At 38.3% G+C, this 13,881-nt stretch carries 17 protein-coding genes; 2 read left to right on the top strand and 15 right to left on the bottom strand.

Features of this window, described 5'->3' with window-relative positions:
* Nucleotides 1-204: 204 nt before the first annotated feature.
* The 9 genes from G6N06_RS11810 to atpD form a co-directional block, all read right to left on the bottom strand.
* Nucleotides 205-1,086, bottom strand: a complete 882-nt coding sequence (locus G6N06_RS11810; RefSeq protein ID WP_163516952.1) for a F0F1 ATP synthase subunit gamma — start codon at nucleotides 1,084-1,086, stop codon at nucleotides 205-207.
* Entirely contained in the window at nucleotides 1,079-2,617 is a 1,539-nt protein-coding gene (locus G6N06_RS11805) for an alternate F1F0 ATPase, F1 subunit alpha (RefSeq protein WP_163516951.1), read from the bottom strand. The genes G6N06_RS11810 and G6N06_RS11805 overlap by 8 nt, the downstream gene beginning before the upstream one ends.
* Nucleotide 2,618: 1 nt before the next feature.
* Nucleotides 2,619-3,374 (bottom strand): F0F1 ATP synthase subunit delta, encoded by a 756-nt coding sequence (locus G6N06_RS11800; RefSeq protein ID WP_163516950.1) that lies wholly within the window; start codon nucleotides 3,372-3,374, stop codon nucleotides 2,619-2,621.
* Between the two features lie 7 nt (nucleotides 3,375-3,381).
* Nucleotides 3,382-3,648 carry a F0F1 ATP synthase subunit C gene (locus G6N06_RS11795; protein ID WP_163516949.1) on the bottom strand — a complete coding sequence of 89 codons (267 nt, stop codon included), beginning with the start codon at nucleotides 3,646-3,648 and terminating at the stop codon, nucleotides 3,382-3,384.
* A gap of 511 nt (nucleotides 3,649-4,159) precedes the next feature.
* Nucleotides 4,160-4,864 carry a F0F1 ATP synthase subunit A gene (locus G6N06_RS11790; RefSeq protein ID WP_163516948.1) on the bottom strand — a complete coding sequence of 235 codons (705 nt, stop codon included), beginning with the start codon at nucleotides 4,862-4,864 and terminating at the stop codon, nucleotides 4,160-4,162.
* Nucleotides 4,854-5,168, bottom strand: coding sequence for an ATP synthase subunit I (locus tag G6N06_RS11785; protein WP_163516947.1), 315 nt, complete (start codon nucleotides 5,166-5,168; stop codon nucleotides 4,854-4,856). Before G6N06_RS11785 ends, G6N06_RS11790 begins: the two co-directional genes overlap by 11 nt.
* A complete protein-coding gene (locus G6N06_RS11780; RefSeq protein ID WP_240338049.1) occupies nucleotides 5,161-5,484 on the bottom strand; it encodes an AtpZ/AtpI family protein in 324 nt (107 codons plus the stop codon). Before G6N06_RS11780 ends, G6N06_RS11785 begins: the two co-directional genes overlap by 8 nt.
* Before the next feature lie 2 nt (nucleotides 5,485-5,486).
* Nucleotides 5,487-5,888 carry a F0F1 ATP synthase subunit epsilon gene (locus G6N06_RS11775; protein ID WP_163516946.1) on the bottom strand — a complete coding sequence of 134 codons (402 nt, stop codon included), beginning with the start codon at nucleotides 5,886-5,888 and terminating at the stop codon, nucleotides 5,487-5,489.
* Between the two features lie 4 nt (nucleotides 5,889-5,892).
* Nucleotides 5,893-7,302 carry a F0F1 ATP synthase subunit beta gene (gene atpD / locus G6N06_RS11770; protein ID WP_163516945.1) on the bottom strand — a complete coding sequence of 470 codons (1,410 nt, stop codon included), beginning with the start codon at nucleotides 7,300-7,302 and terminating at the stop codon, nucleotides 5,893-5,895.
* A 361-nt stretch (nucleotides 7,303-7,663) separates the two neighbouring features.
* Between atpD and G6N06_RS11765 the strand changes: the two genes are divergently transcribed.
* The gene (locus G6N06_RS11765; protein ID WP_163516944.1) at nucleotides 7,664-8,770 is read left to right on the top strand and encodes a mechanosensitive ion channel family protein; all 1,107 of its coding nucleotides are present in this window, start codon (nucleotides 7,664-7,666) and stop codon (nucleotides 8,768-8,770) included.
* A 139-nt stretch (nucleotides 8,771-8,909) separates the two neighbouring features.
* Here G6N06_RS11765 and G6N06_RS11760 read toward each other — a convergent pair whose 3' ends face one another.
* On the bottom strand, nucleotides 8,910-9,317 hold the full coding sequence (locus tag G6N06_RS11760) for a hypothetical protein (protein ID WP_163516943.1): 408 nt from the start codon (nucleotides 9,315-9,317) through the stop codon (nucleotides 8,910-8,912).
* A 379-nt stretch (nucleotides 9,318-9,696) separates the two neighbouring features.
* Nucleotides 9,697-10,041, bottom strand: a complete 345-nt coding sequence (locus G6N06_RS11755; RefSeq protein WP_163516942.1) for a carboxymuconolactone decarboxylase family protein — start codon at nucleotides 10,039-10,041, stop codon at nucleotides 9,697-9,699.
* A 451-nt stretch (nucleotides 10,042-10,492) separates the two neighbouring features.
* On the opposite strand from G6N06_RS11755, the gene G6N06_RS11750 reads away from it, so the two are divergent.
* Entirely contained in the window at nucleotides 10,493-11,491 is a 999-nt protein-coding gene (locus tag G6N06_RS11750; RefSeq protein ID WP_163516941.1) for a baeRF7 domain-containing protein, read from the top strand.
* Nucleotides 11,492-11,631: 140 nt separating this feature from the next.
* Here G6N06_RS11750 and G6N06_RS11745 read toward each other — a convergent pair whose 3' ends face one another.
* The 4 genes from G6N06_RS11745 to G6N06_RS11730 form a co-directional block, all read right to left on the bottom strand.
* Nucleotides 11,632-11,919: an aspartate dehydrogenase domain-containing protein gene (locus G6N06_RS11745; protein ID WP_262890115.1), complete on the bottom strand. Its 288-nt coding sequence runs from the start codon at nucleotides 11,917-11,919 to the stop codon at nucleotides 11,632-11,634.
* A 3-nt stretch (nucleotides 11,920-11,922) separates the two neighbouring features.
* A complete protein-coding gene (locus tag G6N06_RS11740) occupies nucleotides 11,923-12,438 on the bottom strand; it encodes a Gfo/Idh/MocA family oxidoreductase (RefSeq protein ID WP_163516939.1) in 516 nt (171 codons plus the stop codon).
* A 177-nt stretch (nucleotides 12,439-12,615) separates the two neighbouring features.
* Nucleotides 12,616-13,047, bottom strand: coding sequence for a DUF1801 domain-containing protein (locus G6N06_RS11735; protein WP_163516938.1), 432 nt, complete (start codon nucleotides 13,045-13,047; stop codon nucleotides 12,616-12,618).
* 299 nt (nucleotides 13,048-13,346) lie between these two features.
* Complete coding sequence (locus G6N06_RS11730) at nucleotides 13,347-13,856, bottom strand: DinB family protein (RefSeq protein ID WP_163516937.1); 510 nt, start codon at nucleotides 13,854-13,856, stop codon at nucleotides 13,347-13,349.
* Between the last annotated feature and the right edge of the window lie 25 nt (nucleotides 13,857-13,881).

Raw genomic sequence — 13,881 nt, 5'->3', positions numbered from 1 at the left:
AAACTTCGTGATCTCCAATAAAATAAAAGCGAGATGAAAAACATATTAAGCTTAACAATTATTATAAACTGAAAAGGTCTTTGAAAACTTCAAAGGCCTTTTCAGTTATATTTATGATTTGGTGGAAATGAGATAGGATTGCTCTAATTTCCAAATATATAACCATCATACATTAAGTAGATACGATCAATCATTTGTCTCACATCACTTTTCTCTCAGTGCCTCAAACCCCGCGATCACATCAAAAAGCTCTTCATCGATAGTGCTTTGTCTAAGGCGATTGTATCCTCGTTTCAGATCGTCTAACATCTCATCTATATTTTTTTCTGCCCGCTCCATGGCTTCCAATCTACTGGCATTTTCGGCGGCCAAAGACTCAGCGCTTGCCTTATACAAGGACACAAAAAGATATTCGCTTATCAGCGTCCTTAAAGTATTTTCAGTACCTCCAATAACTTGTGGTACATTTTGCGACGGCCATTCCATGCTCGCTATGTCTTCTTCCCATTTTTTATCAGGCGGAAACAATTGTTGGCTCTCTGGTCGGTAATGCGCCCCTTCCATTGGGGTATTGTGAAAAATATAAAAACTATAAAACTGGTCTCTCTGTCGGTATTCTTCACTTTTAATTAAAATCTCATTGACCAAAGGCGTGATCGCAGAAACAGAATTTGGAACTCCAAAACGTTTTGTGGGTGAAAAATTCCCATCCAAAAGCAAGGCATACACTCTGTCGCCAACGACCCAGATTTCCGTTTGGCCCGGAATCTCTTTTATGATATCTTGGGCGTAAGAACTTACTGTGTCGTTAAATCGTCCCACCAATCCCTGATCTGATCCAAAGATGATGGCCACGGATTTCGAGTTTTTTTTATCATGATGATCTGCAATCAACGAAATCCTTTCCTTTTTAAAACAGGCGTGTATCCCAAGGGAAATGGTGCGGTAATAATCTTGTAATGACTGTACTGACATTTCATATTGGGTAATATTGGAAGTGGCCATAGCCTTCATGGTGCGTACCACAGATGCCATATCGCCAGCACTTTTTTGTCGTCTTTGTAAGTTGATTAAAGTATCACTCATAACTATTGAGTTCAGGAATGTTTACAATTGCTTCCTTTGCCAGAGACACGATAACTCTTTCATCCACTTCGTTCAATGGTTCTGAGGCAAAGATCCGTCGTAAAACCTCATCGGGTAAATGGGAAGACTTCCTTTTAATCAGGGTTTCTGCCTTTGTCACTTTATCCAGTGGTACAGTGTCAAAAACACCATGGATAAGCGCTATCAAAACCAAGAGTTGCTCCGGCACCGAAACAGGTTCCATTTCGGGTTGTTTAAAAATCATCCGGATCCTTTTTCCACGCTCAATCATTTTTTGAGTATCGGCATCCAAACGGGTGCCAAAGCGTGAAAATGTTTCCAATTCCTCAGATTGGGCGTAGGCAAGTTTCAAATTCCCCGCTATTTTTCGATAGGCTCTTAACTGTGCCTTGCCTCCTACCCGAGATACGGACATTCCAATATCTACCGCTGGAAGTAGTCCTAATTCGAACAGTTTTGGAGATAAGTAAATCTGTCCGTCCGTAATTGAAATGATATTTGTGGGGATATAAGCCGAGATATCCTGTGCTTGCGTTTCTATAATGGGCAAAGCCGTCAAGGAACCATCACCATTGGCTTTATTTAGATGGGTGGACCTTTCCAGAAGTCTGGAATGGATGTAAAAAATATCACCAGGAAATGCTTCTCTACCTGGCGGTCGACGTAATAAAAGTGAAAGTTCACGATACGCTCGCGCATGCTTCGTAAGATCGTCATAAACAATCAAAACGTCGCGTCCCTGTTCCATAAAATATTCCGCAATACTTGTAGCAGCGTAAGGTGTTAAGTATTGAAGTCCAGGCGAACTGTTCCCTTCCGAAAATACGACCACGGTATACTCCATGGCGCCTTTTTCTTGAAGTTCTGAAATTACTGTGGCAACGGCCGCGGTACGTTGGCCAATAGCACAGTACACACACAACACATTTTTATCGTGCTGATTGAGAATGGTATCAATGGCAATAGAAGTTTTCCCCGTTTGCCGATCCCCAAAAATTAATTCACGTTGCCCACGACCAATAGGGATGATGGCATCGATAACCTTAATCCCTGTTTGTAAAGGCGCATTAACGGCTTCGCGACTCATAATAGGCGGTGCAGGTCTTTCAATGGGATACCGTTGTTGAAACGAAATAGGGCCTTTATCATCCATCGGATTTCCTAGCGAATCGACGACCCTACCAATAAGGCCTTCGCCTACAGGAATATCGGCAACCCGATGAGTTCTTAAAACAGGATCACCAGCTTGAAGTTGATCGTTCCTGCCCAAAAGTACCACGCCTATTTCATCTACATCAAGATTAAAAGCCATGCCATATAAATTGTTAGGGAACTCCAACAGCTCTTCAAAACCTGTTCCCGGCAAACCCGTTACAGTGGCAATCCCAGCAGAAACATTCTTCACGATACCCTTTTCACTAAATTGAATAGTAGGATCATAGTTTTGCTTGCTACTGCTTATTTCATGAAAGGCATCGTCTATTATTTGGTCCAAATCAGTTGATCGCATTTTATTTATCCTTTGAAATGATACTCTCCTTTTTTAAGGCATCGAGATAGGAATCTATAGTCCATGACAGTTGGTAACTTGCCGTCTCTATCTTAATGCCACTAACCAATTCCGGTTCCAATTGGTATTGAAAATCATTTTGTTTTTCCGTAATTTTTTCCATCGCTTTTTCGAGTTCCTGTTTTGAACCCATCGATAGCTCAAACACACTTTTTACGGTAACCGAACCTTCATTATTCTTGAGTGCATCTATAAATTTTGTCTTGGCTGCCCCATCCAAACTTCTGATTTTTTCGATAAAAACAGTAACGACTTGTTGCTCGAGATTGACATCGGCTAAATCTGAAAGTGTTTTTTTCGCAATCTCAAAAACGGCATCCTTTGTTTTTCTCTTAAGCCGATCCGTTATTTCTTGTTCTTGTTGCTTGAGCGACTCCTCGAATTTCGATCGCAAAACGGTTGACTCCTTTCTCACTTCTTCGAAAAGACGTTGCTTTTCAGAATCGATCTGTTCGTGGACTTCATTCATTTTTTCTGCACGTTCTTTATCAAAAGTTTCATTTTTTTGACGGAATAGATCTTTATCTCTTTTGGCTTCTGCTTTTTTTGTCGCAGCGTCCTCAAGTTGTGAAGCGATCTTCTTTTCCCTCGCATCAATAGCGTCTAATACCGGTTTGTATAAAAACCGTTTTAAAAGCCAGACCAAAATGAGAAAATTGACTATTTGTGCTATGACTGTAAACCAGTTGATTTCCATAAACTAATTATGCTATAAAATGATTCCAAAACGGATTCGCAAAAATGAGGATCATCGAAAGCACAAAACAATAAATAGCTGTCGATTCAATCATTGCCAATCCCACAAATAAGGTTCTGGTAATAGTTGGTGCGGCATCTGGCTGTTGCGCAATTGATTCCAATGCTTTTGAAACCGCTCTTCCCTCACCTATCGCAGGCATCATACTGCCAATTCCTGTTGTAATTCCTGCAGTGATTATTGATGCCACTGCGATGATTGTTACGTTATCCATGTTTTATAAATCTAAGTTTTTCTGTTGTCAGTTATCTGTTGTTGGTTGTCTGTTATCTGTCTTGTGTTTGAGCATGCCTGAAGAAAGTTGACTTATTTTTGACAATTTTATAACCGAAAACTGTCAAACTGATTCTATTTTCTATCTGAACATCCCTGATTAGAGTTGACCGTTGTTCAAAAATCAACAATCTTCAATCATTATCCGTTAATCACTCATTTCTCTACTGTCTATTCACTACCCTCTACCCACTAATCCCTCTATTTTCTATTCTCTATACTCTTGTTTCTTGTTCTTGTTTCTTGTTTAAAGTTTCTTGTCTCAGGTTTCTTGTCTCGGGTTTATAGTTTCTCTACTGTCTATTCACTACCCTCTACCCACTAATCCCTCTATTTTCTATTCTCTATACTCTTGTTTCTTGTTCTTGCTTCTTGTTTAAAGTTTCTTGTCTCAGGTTTCTTGTCTCGGGTTTATAGTTTCGATCAATCCCCTATCCTCTATCCTCTACCCACTAATCCCTAATTCCCTCTACCCTCTCATCTCTCACCCTCTTCTCCTCCTGCGTAGCCGCCGCTATATACACCGTCGCCAAAATGGCAAAAATATAAGCCTGTATCATTCCCGTCAACAAGCCTAATGCGCTCATGATCATGGGAAAGAAAAACGGAACTATAGAGATCAAAACTGTGGCAATCAAGCCGCCACTCATAATATTTCCAAACAACCTGACCGCCAATGCCAGTGTTCGTGAAATCTCGCTGATAATATTAAAAGGAAGCATAATGAAATTTGGTTGTAAATAGGAACGTAGATATCCCTTAAGTCCGCCGTCGGCAATTCCAAAAACGGGAACCGCAATAAAAACCGATATGGCCAGTGCCGCAGTGGTAGAAAGAGAGCCGGTTGGCGCCTCATACCATGGCACTATGGTCAACAGATTTGAAACCGCAATAAAAAGAAATAGGGTACCAATAAAGCCTATATATTTTTCAGGTTTTTTCAATCCCACTTCTTTAATTTGATCTCGAATCATAATGACCAGCATCTCCAAAACATTCTGCCAGCGAGAGGTCTTAATTTCCGATTTCAAATTGCGGGTGATAAGCCACGCACCGAGTGCGAGCAGAAGCATCAGCACCCAAGTGGTAACGATGGTGAGGTTAATATTAATAAACCCATACTCCCAAAAAACCATTTGATCAGGACTAATTCTCATCGCCTACTTTTTTTATGAAAACCGGATCTGTCTGCTTGATTTTTTTCGTGATGTTTGTAATCGCAATTCTTGCTACTAAAAAGCCCCCGAGGCACGCCAGCATTTTCTGCCAACTATCGCCACCCACGAAATAAAACCCGATCAGGATGATTCCCATTCTTAATATCAAACTGCCAAAAAATATCAGAGTCGCTCTTTTTGAACCCAATCCTTTATTCACGGTGAGCCAAAGTCCACCAAAAAATATAATGCCCAATAATATTCCCGCAAACACCGCAGGAAGTAGGCTTAATACATCATTCATCTCCATCTTTATTTTTTTTATGAATTTCCTTATTTTCCTTTTGAATCCAATTCCACGCAATCAAACATCCTAACATCAATCCTGCCACCAAAAGACTGAGCGTCCATGAAAAATCTTCTTTAAAGTTTTTATCGAGCCATATCCCCAGGGCCGCTCCCAATATGATCGGTACCGCGATGGACCAGCCGATCATTCCAAATAAACCCAATCCGGACCATACGCTTTTTGTTTCACGTTGTGCCTGCAATTTCCGTTCTTCCTTGTCGCCGACCACTTTCCCAAAAAGGCTGTTCTTATTTGGTTGTTCCTCTTTCACAATTATTTTCTCAAGTTTTGGAAGTTACGCAAAAAGCCAGTTTCCAACTTCGCCATCACATTGCGAGCGGTCATTTCCAGTTCATCAAGTTCTACCATTTCTTTTTCCACCATGGCCCTAAGCTTCCCTAATGGTGCATTTCCGATAGCATGCCGAACGGATATCGATACCTTAGGTCCCGCTTTTATCAAAATACCGTCATTCACCGCAATATATTTTTCATCTTCACCTTCAATTTCGTAGGTTAAGATTCCAGTCACCAATGCCGCTGTACAATCGAGTCTACGAGGTAAAATTCCATAAGACCCATCAGTTGTTTCCACGACAATGCGTTTCACGTTTTTTATATCAGCAAAAACGCCGGAGGGAAGTAGAATCTTAAGCTGCATTAGTTTAGTATCCATCTATCTATACGTTAACTGCTGTTTTCCTTTTCACCTCATCAATGGTTCCAATCATATAAAAATCACTTTCAGGGTAGTCATTGAATTCGTCATTCAGAATTCGTTCACATCCGTCTAAGGCATCCTTAAGGCTCACGGTTCTTCCTTTGTATTGGGTGAATTGTTCTGTTGTAAAAAAGGGTTGTGTCAGGAAGCGTTCAAGTCGTCGGGAGCGGTTGACTGTTTTTTGATCGTTTAATGATAGCTGCTCCAAGCCCAACATCGCAATAATATCCTTAAGCTCTTCATACTCTGCCAAGGTCTGTCTTATTTTTTGTGCAATGTTATAATGGCGTTCCCCAATAATGTGTGGCGTTGCCATTTTAGAACCCGATTGCAACAAATCGATGGCTGGATACATTCCTTCACTGGCTCTTTTTCGAGACAAGGTTATGGTAGCCGACAAATGTGAAAAGGTATGCACAGCAGCTGGATCCGTCAAATCATCTGCGGGAACATAGACGGCCTGAATAGACGTAATGGCGCCTGTTTTTGAATTCGCGATCCGTTCTTCCAATTGTGAAAGTTCGGTACTCATGGTGGGTTGATATCCAAGTCTGCTCGGCATTTGCCCCAATAGCCCGGATACTTCCATCCCTGCCTGGATGAACCTGAACACATTGTCTATCAACAATAGTACATCTTTATGTTCGTCGTCTCTAAAATATTCAGCCATGGTCAATGCCGCATGGCCAACTCGAAAGCGAGCACCGGGCAATTCGTTCATTTGCCCAAATATCATCACCATATCATCGAGCACTCCTGCTTCTTTCATCTCTTGATACAGTTCCAAACCTTCCCGACTTCGTTCGCCAATGCCACAAAACATACTGACACCTTGGTGGTTTTTTACCATATTATGGATGAGCTCGGTCAATAAAACCGTTTTGCCAACACCGGCACCTCCAAACAAACCCGCTTTTCCTCCACGCTCAAGAGGCAGTAAAACATCAATGGCCTTAATGCCAGTTTCAAAAACCTGTGAAGTGGTTGACCGCTCGGTCAACGGCGGTGGTTGATTCTGGATGCTACGTCGTTCCATATCGGGTGGTAACACGAAATTATCGAGTGTATTTCCAAAAACATCAAACATATGCCCCAATGTTTCAGTACCCACCGGTACTTTCAAAGGTGCATAGGTAGAAACGGCTTTCATTCCTCTTTCCAATCCCTGGGTTGGATTCAACGCAATGCATCGAATATGTTTGTCATCCAGTTGCATATGGACCTCAAGAATAATATCCATGTCCTTACCCGTTTTTACAACCATATTAATGGAAGGCAGATTTTTCTTAAATTCAATATCCACTACGCTACCGCGTACAGCAATTACACGACCAAAATTTTTAACTTGAAAGGTTCTTTCGTTTTGCATGGGAATACTGAAGATTAATAAAATGTAAAGATATCGTTCTTTAAATCCGATTGAAATGACCTTTATCATGTCGCATTACTTTTTCAATCGTTATTTTTGACTTTTCCAACGTAAAAACTACAAATTTGAAAAATATTCCACGGTTTTGATATTATTGGAAAAATCTGTGCATGGATAAATATGTCCTAAGACTTAGAAATGGGATCACCTAGAGATATACTAATAGAGATATACTAAATAATTTATTCGGATGCACAACCAGATTATTTTTCTGTCAATCATAAATTTAAGGCGAAGACCAAAGCAATCACCTAAGATTCCGAACTAACAAGGTGTTGCTATAATCAATATTATCGAAATTATGACCAAATTTTTAGAGACCCATCAATCCGATATTATCTATGCAGCATCTGTTGTCGCAATAGTGGTATTACTTTATTTATTGACCAGAGCTTTACGCAAATGGTTCACTAAAAAAATTCAAGAAAAACTTCCGGGAGCATCAGTAAGACCCATACATTTAATTCAACGCATCTTAACACTGCTATGGTTTCTTCTCGGTATAACGGCCTTGAGTTTTATCATCATCGATGATGAAAGAGAAGCCATTATAACAGAGTATTTCAAATTGTTCAGCTATGTAGGTGTCGTGGCAGTGCTGACCATAATTTCATTAATGATAAGCAATTTATGGTTCAAGTATAAAATTTCGCAAAAAATTGAAGGAAATGAAGACCCAACCAATTATAAGTTTTTCCGTTATGTTGCTTTATTTGTTATCGGAATTATGGGCGCCCTAATTGCTTCATTAGCGTTTCCATCGCTTAAGGGCGTTGCACAGACCACATTAGGAGGTGCCGGCATTATGGCGTTGATTGTTGGTTTCGCAGCACAAGAAGGCCTGTCAAACATAACCGGAGGCCTATTTATCATAGCCTTTAAACCGTTTAGAGTTGGCGATAGGATTAAGGTTTCAGACACTATGGTGGGGACGGTAACCGATGTCACATTGCGCCATACTATTATTAAAAACTTTGAAAACAAAATGATTGTCATTCCAAATGCCATTATCAATAAAGAAAAATTGATAAATTACGATTTCGAAGAACACATCTTATGTGAACATATAGAACTAGGGATTTCTTATGATAGTGATATCGATTTAGCAAAAAAAATCATACGGGAAGAATGCGAAAATCATCCATTAATTCTCGACACCCGTTCAGTAACAGATTTAGAAGAAGGAAAACCATTGGTAAGAACAGCATTGACTACGCTAAACGATTTTTCAATAACCATAAGGGCTTGGGCTTGGGTACGCAATCATTCAGACTCATTTTCGTTAAAATGTGATGTTTTGGAAAGCATTAAAAAACGTTTTGATAAAGAGGGCGTTGAAATTCCTTACCCATACAGAACCATTGTAATGAAGGATTTTAATGAAAAAAGCATAGAGGGTTCAGAGTAACTGTTTAGTACAAGCCACTCATGACTATAGCCAATAGGCTGCCTGCAGAAGGATATAAACCTAAGAAATAACAATCCGTCTATTCCATACTTTCTTCTGGCAGAAAAGCTGAATCAACGTTTCTGTATTGGAGTTTTCCTCAGGATGATAATGGATAAAAGGCCATAAATACTTTTCTAAACCTGAATACGTTTTTTTTAAGTTCGGCATAAATTTCTCTTTGGATTTCCATTCTGCTTCTAAAATCCTTATGTACTTTGACCAAATCTACATCTTGTTTGATCTTGCCCGAATCACTTTGTGCCATTATAAGCTCTTTCTGGCGTTCAAGAGCCTCTGACAACTCCTCTATAACACCACTATGAAAAATAAAAAATTTCTGGTAATCGCCCATCTGATCGAGAACTCTTTTACTTCCCCAACGGGTGATAAACTCACTCAATCTCATGGTAAACGTTTTCAATTCCTCTTTCCAAATAGTAATTTCCTTTTTCCATTGTTGGTATTCAAACTCCCAATTTGAGTTGTATAAAACTGATTTTTCCATGGTGTTATTTATTTAAGATTGACTATTCACAGATCCAATTCAATATCTAAATTTTAAATGATATTCATCTTTTTGAGCAAATTCTTAAAACCAATCGTTTGATGCTTCAATTCGTTAACCAAAGATAATCTGTCTTAAACCTGATCAAACAATTGCATTTCTTACCAAGTTGTCTGTGCTCCCAATCACCATATATTTGATTCAGCAATCGCGAAATACATCATTTTTAGATATAGATCTTAAACTTTCCATCAAACTATTGCTTCAGTCCAGGCAACACACTATTAACTTATAAGACAGCTTAAATTTACTTTAAGGAATTATAAAACTGCATTGTTTCTTACACTAGGAGATTTTTTGTTAAGCCCTACATTTAAGATTACAATTCAGCAAACTGTCGTAACGCTTCCATGGCTTCACATCCATACACTACCGCTGGTCCACCTCCCATCATTACGGAAACCCCAATGGTTTCCATTATTTCTTCTGATGTGGCTCCTGAACCTAAGGCATCCTTTACGTGAAAAGCAATACAGCCGTCGCACCTTACTGCTATTGCTATCCCCAAGGCAATAAGTTCCTTGGTTTTTGTGGTCAAAGCACCTTCCTCTGTGGCTGCTTTATGAAGATTATTAAATGCTTTCATTGTGCCAGGAATCTTAGTCCCCAATTCACCCATCAACTTGGCAAGTTCGTTGTAATTTTTTGGATAGTCCTTGATCATGTCATTAAATTTAAAAGGTTATGTGCTAAGATGATTTATTGAAATCATCATCTGAAACAATTTCAAATGTATCAGGAATAGCTAAAATATAAAATGACCCAGGTCACTCCCGGTCTAAACCTATGGTGTAAACCTATTTTTTAATCAATATTCAAAATCCGCGGGAAAATCACCCATAGGCCACTTTCCATAAACTGATCCAAATCATTTGTTACTGTGTATTTTAATGTTATATTATAAGATATACATAAAGAAGTATCCAAACTTCTGTAATCATTAAACAAAAAGAATATGCCATTACTAACTAAAAAAAGAAATTGCCGATTTACACGACGTAAATCAAGACCATTGTATTTCAATTTTCATTCCGACACATAGAGCAGGTGAATAGGTCTTACAGGAAGAAGATGCACTATTATTAAAAAACCAATTAAAAGAGACTAAAAATAAGTTGTCCCAAAAAGGGCTGAATACCGATAGCATCAATAAGTTAACCCAACCTATACAGGAACTCATCGATAATAGCTCATTTTGGCGAGAACAATCTGATGGTCTTGCTATTTTTGCTGCTGATGGTTTTTTTGAAACCTACACACTTCCAGTCCATTTTCAAGAGTATAGTTATGTATCAAATTCATTCTATTTAAAACCATTGATGCCCATGTTTGTTGGCGATGGCAGTTTTTATTTGTTAACCCTCAATAGGGATAATGTGAAATTATACGAATGTAGAAGACACAGTTTCACTGAAATTGTTATTGACGATTTGATCCCAGAAACCAAACAAGATCGTGTTGGTTTTGACTATGAAGAAAAGAATCTCCAATTTAGATCAGGAGCTACAGGGTCCGGTCAAACAATGTATCATGGGCAGGAAGCTGCTACCGGAAAAAGAAAGAACGAAATTAAAAAATATTTCAGGGCCATAAACGACGGGCTTGCCCCTATTTTTAGGGAGAAAACGACACCATTGCTAATTGCGGCTCAAAGTCCTCTTTTTGATATCTACAAAGAAGTCAATACCTATCCAAATCTCATGGAAGAAAATCTAACCATCGATTTCAGTGACACCGATATCTTCGAAATCCATGAATTGGCTTGGGAACGAATGGCTCCTGTATTTGACCAAAAACGAAAGGATGATATCGCACAGTTCTTGGATGAACAAGGTAAAGGCAAGACCTCTATTGGGATAGGTAAGATATTACCAGCAGCAATCCACGGCAAAATTGAAACCTTATTTTGTGAAAACCTAGAAGACATTTTTGGAACATATAAAGACGAGAACAATGTCATAACGGTTACCGAAGGGGAAGAAAACAACAATCATATTTCATTAATGAACATGGCTGCCATAAAAACCTTTTTAAAAGGTGGTACCGTTTATTTATTGGATAAAGAAGAAATGCCTAACCCAAATTCAAGGGTAAATGCTTTATACAGGTATTAAGTTTGAAAAATCATGTTGTAATGAAATCAAGTTTTTTGATCTTATAAAGCTGATTAACGCGATCCTTCATTATAAAAACTATTAAAGTACAAGGGCTAATTTTAAAAATTGGCATTTTTTTTTCGTCCTTTTTCAAAAAATTAAAAAGTAATTGGAGTCACTAAGTTTTTGAGCAGACCTATTACGCTATAGGCAGCCAGTGTACTCGATTTAGGATTGTCCTTTGACGGGGTTGTCTCAATAATAACCTCAACCTTTACTGTCTCTCCTGACAGTGCAATCTTATGTTTGTTGCTTTTTAAACCGGGAATACTTCTAATGGACACTTTAGTGTTTTCAACGCCAGTTGTAGCCAAGGCAGTAGCTACCGCAACATTGACATTTTCCGGAAAATGTTCTATTGCTTCCAATGCATCGCCGCTAAATATTTCTTATACATCTTCTTCAGAGAGTTTTCTACCGTTTAAAAATGGGGCTCCATTTAATGATTTTGGTGATTTTTCTGTTGTAATAGCAACATCAACATGTTCCATTGCCATTGATGCTCGTAACACATCAAAACCACCTACAGCCCCAGATGGGATATATAAACGACTTTTGTATTTACGCGCTATTGTTTGGACTTTATGGTAAAACTCTTTGTCCGCAAGAGCCCCTACGGACAGGGGAATTAGATCAATACCATTCGCAAGGATTTTAATGCCAATTTCTTTAAGTACGTCTGGAGACGCAGCCTCAATAATATAATCTGGTTTATCGTCAATTATTTCATCTAAGGTTTTATAAGCCTTCCCACCTATTTCATTGGATAATTTTATTGCATTTTCCAACTTACCGCTAAAGATACCTAAGATTTCAAAGTCCTCATTTAAATCCTTGGCAACGACCCTTGCAATAATGCTACCTAATGATCCACTGCCTATAATGGCTAATTTAAATCTTCTCACTTGACCTCCCATTTCTTTATAATTTTACAATTAATTTTATATTGCTAAGTATCGGTGACATAGTGATTATTGCAGGAATTACGAAGATCGAATTGAGGTTTTTAATTTTAAATGTACTTGGCAAGATTTTCTTTTTCTAATAACACCCAAATTTAAACCGTAATCATGAAATTCACTTTAAGTCGAATTTTTTCCATATTCCGAGTTTAGGAATTTAATGGTTTCTCTACTCAACTTTTTAAGCTCATCGCGGTTAATATCAGAAAGTTTGTTTATATAAATACAAGATTTACCCTTTCTAAAGTTGCCTAAATCTTTCAATAAATATTCGTGCTCTTCTTTTCCTGTAAATACATATAAGGAAATGGCATTTTTTCGCGGTGAAAAACCAATTAGCGGCATGTCTCCTTCGTGTCCGCTTTCGTATCTATAATGATAAGAGCCAAAACCTATAATGGAAGGCCCCCACATTTTAGGTTCAAATCCGGTGAGGTCTTGCATTATTTTAATCAATTCAAAGCTATCTTGCCGTTTTTGTTCTGTGTTTGCAAATGATGCAATAAAATCTTCAACATTTTCAGTCGTTTCATGTGTTTTGTTTTTTGCCATTTTTATTTTTAGAAGTTTTTTATACGTTAAAGTCAATCCTCCCTATTCCGAAGCATTGACTTCTTGGGCGAACGTTTAGGCAGGTTTTAAGTCAAAATAATCAATTCCCAACCAATTGATTATTAAACAGTTAAAAAAACGTTAGTCAGAATCCTCTAGAACACTAAATATGCGAAAAAAAATCCTATAATAAGCAGATGGAAGGTGTCGACTCAGGCATACTTATTTTGCCCCTGCTGATAGTTTTTCGAATTGCTTCTAAAAGCCAACTACATTTTATTTAATACAGTCCATAAAAATTATTGAGCCATTTCCTTCGATTCCTCATAGTTAGGTCCATACAAGGAAGGCACTTTATTTCCGGTAGCTCTTAAGTGTGAAATGAGCTCACCTCTGTGATGATACAAATGGTTGAATAAAAACCCTCTAATGACTTGAATTTTAGGCATAGCAGGAAATGCTAAATTTCCGTTCATGGTCATCGACCATTCATTCATATATTGAGATTCATCAGACTTCTCAATTGCAGCTCGGGCAACTTTTAAATTGGATTCAAATTTCCTTAAGATATTTGATGCCTTGCTGATGTCACCTTTATCGTATTTGTAATTGCTCATTTCAAAACGGTCTTTATTAAAAGTTACATCATACCAATTATACACCTGCGCAATGTGCGATGCTAATTCGGCAACAGACCAAAGATGCGGCTGTGGACGGTACTTTAACGCGCTATCTGGAATCATTGATAAAAGTGTTCTTGTGCTTTCGGCTTCATGTTCAAATTCCCCGATTAATGCTTGCTTGATCATGGTTTCCTATTTTTAAATTAGACTT

Origin of the sequence: Gelidibacter japonicus (assembly GCF_010725055.1) — a bacterium.
Lineage (GTDB): Bacteria > Bacteroidota > Bacteroidia > Flavobacteriales > Flavobacteriaceae > Gelidibacter > Gelidibacter japonicus.
This window is presented reverse-complemented; position numbering and strand designations above follow the sequence as displayed.

Coding starts and splice junctions, on each gene's coding strand:
- G6N06_RS11735 (WP_163516938.1), bottom strand. CDS start 13,047: ATGGCAAAAAACAAAACACATGAAACGACTGAAAATGTTGAAGATTTT.
- G6N06_RS11775 (WP_163516946.1), bottom strand. CDS start 5,888: ATGGATACTAAACTAATGCAGCTTAAGATTCTACTTCCCTCCGGCGTT.
- G6N06_RS11730 (WP_163516937.1), bottom strand. CDS start 13,856: ATGATCAAGCAAGCATTAATCGGGGAATTTGAACATGAAGCCGAAAGC.
- G6N06_RS11805 (WP_163516951.1), bottom strand. CDS start 2,617: ATGCGATCAACTGATTTGGACCAAATAATAGACGATGCCTTTCATGAA.
- G6N06_RS11765 (WP_163516944.1), top strand. CDS start 7,664: ATGACCAAATTTTTAGAGACCCATCAATCCGATATTATCTATGCAGCA.
- atpD (WP_163516945.1), bottom strand. CDS start 7,302: ATGCAAAACGAAAGAACCTTTCAAGTTAAAAATTTTGGTCGTGTAATT.
- G6N06_RS11760 (WP_163516943.1), bottom strand. CDS start 9,317: ATGGAAAAATCAGTTTTATACAACTCAAATTGGGAGTTTGAATACCAA.
- G6N06_RS11810 (WP_163516952.1), bottom strand. CDS start 1,086: ATGAGTGATACTTTAATCAACTTACAAAGACGACAAAAAAGTGCTGGC.
- G6N06_RS11785 (WP_163516947.1), bottom strand. CDS start 5,168: ATGAATGATGTATTAAGCCTACTTCCTGCGGTGTTTGCGGGAATATTA.
- G6N06_RS11795 (WP_163516949.1), bottom strand. CDS start 3,648: ATGGATAACGTAACAATCATCGCAGTGGCATCAATAATCACTGCAGGA.
- G6N06_RS11755 (WP_163516942.1), bottom strand. CDS start 10,041: ATGATCAAGGACTATCCAAAAAATTACAACGAACTTGCCAAGTTGATG.
- G6N06_RS11800 (WP_163516950.1), bottom strand. CDS start 3,374: ATGGAAATCAACTGGTTTACAGTCATAGCACAAATAGTCAATTTTCTC.
- G6N06_RS11790 (WP_163516948.1), bottom strand. CDS start 4,864: ATGAGAATTAGTCCTGATCAAATGGTTTTTTGGGAGTATGGGTTTATT.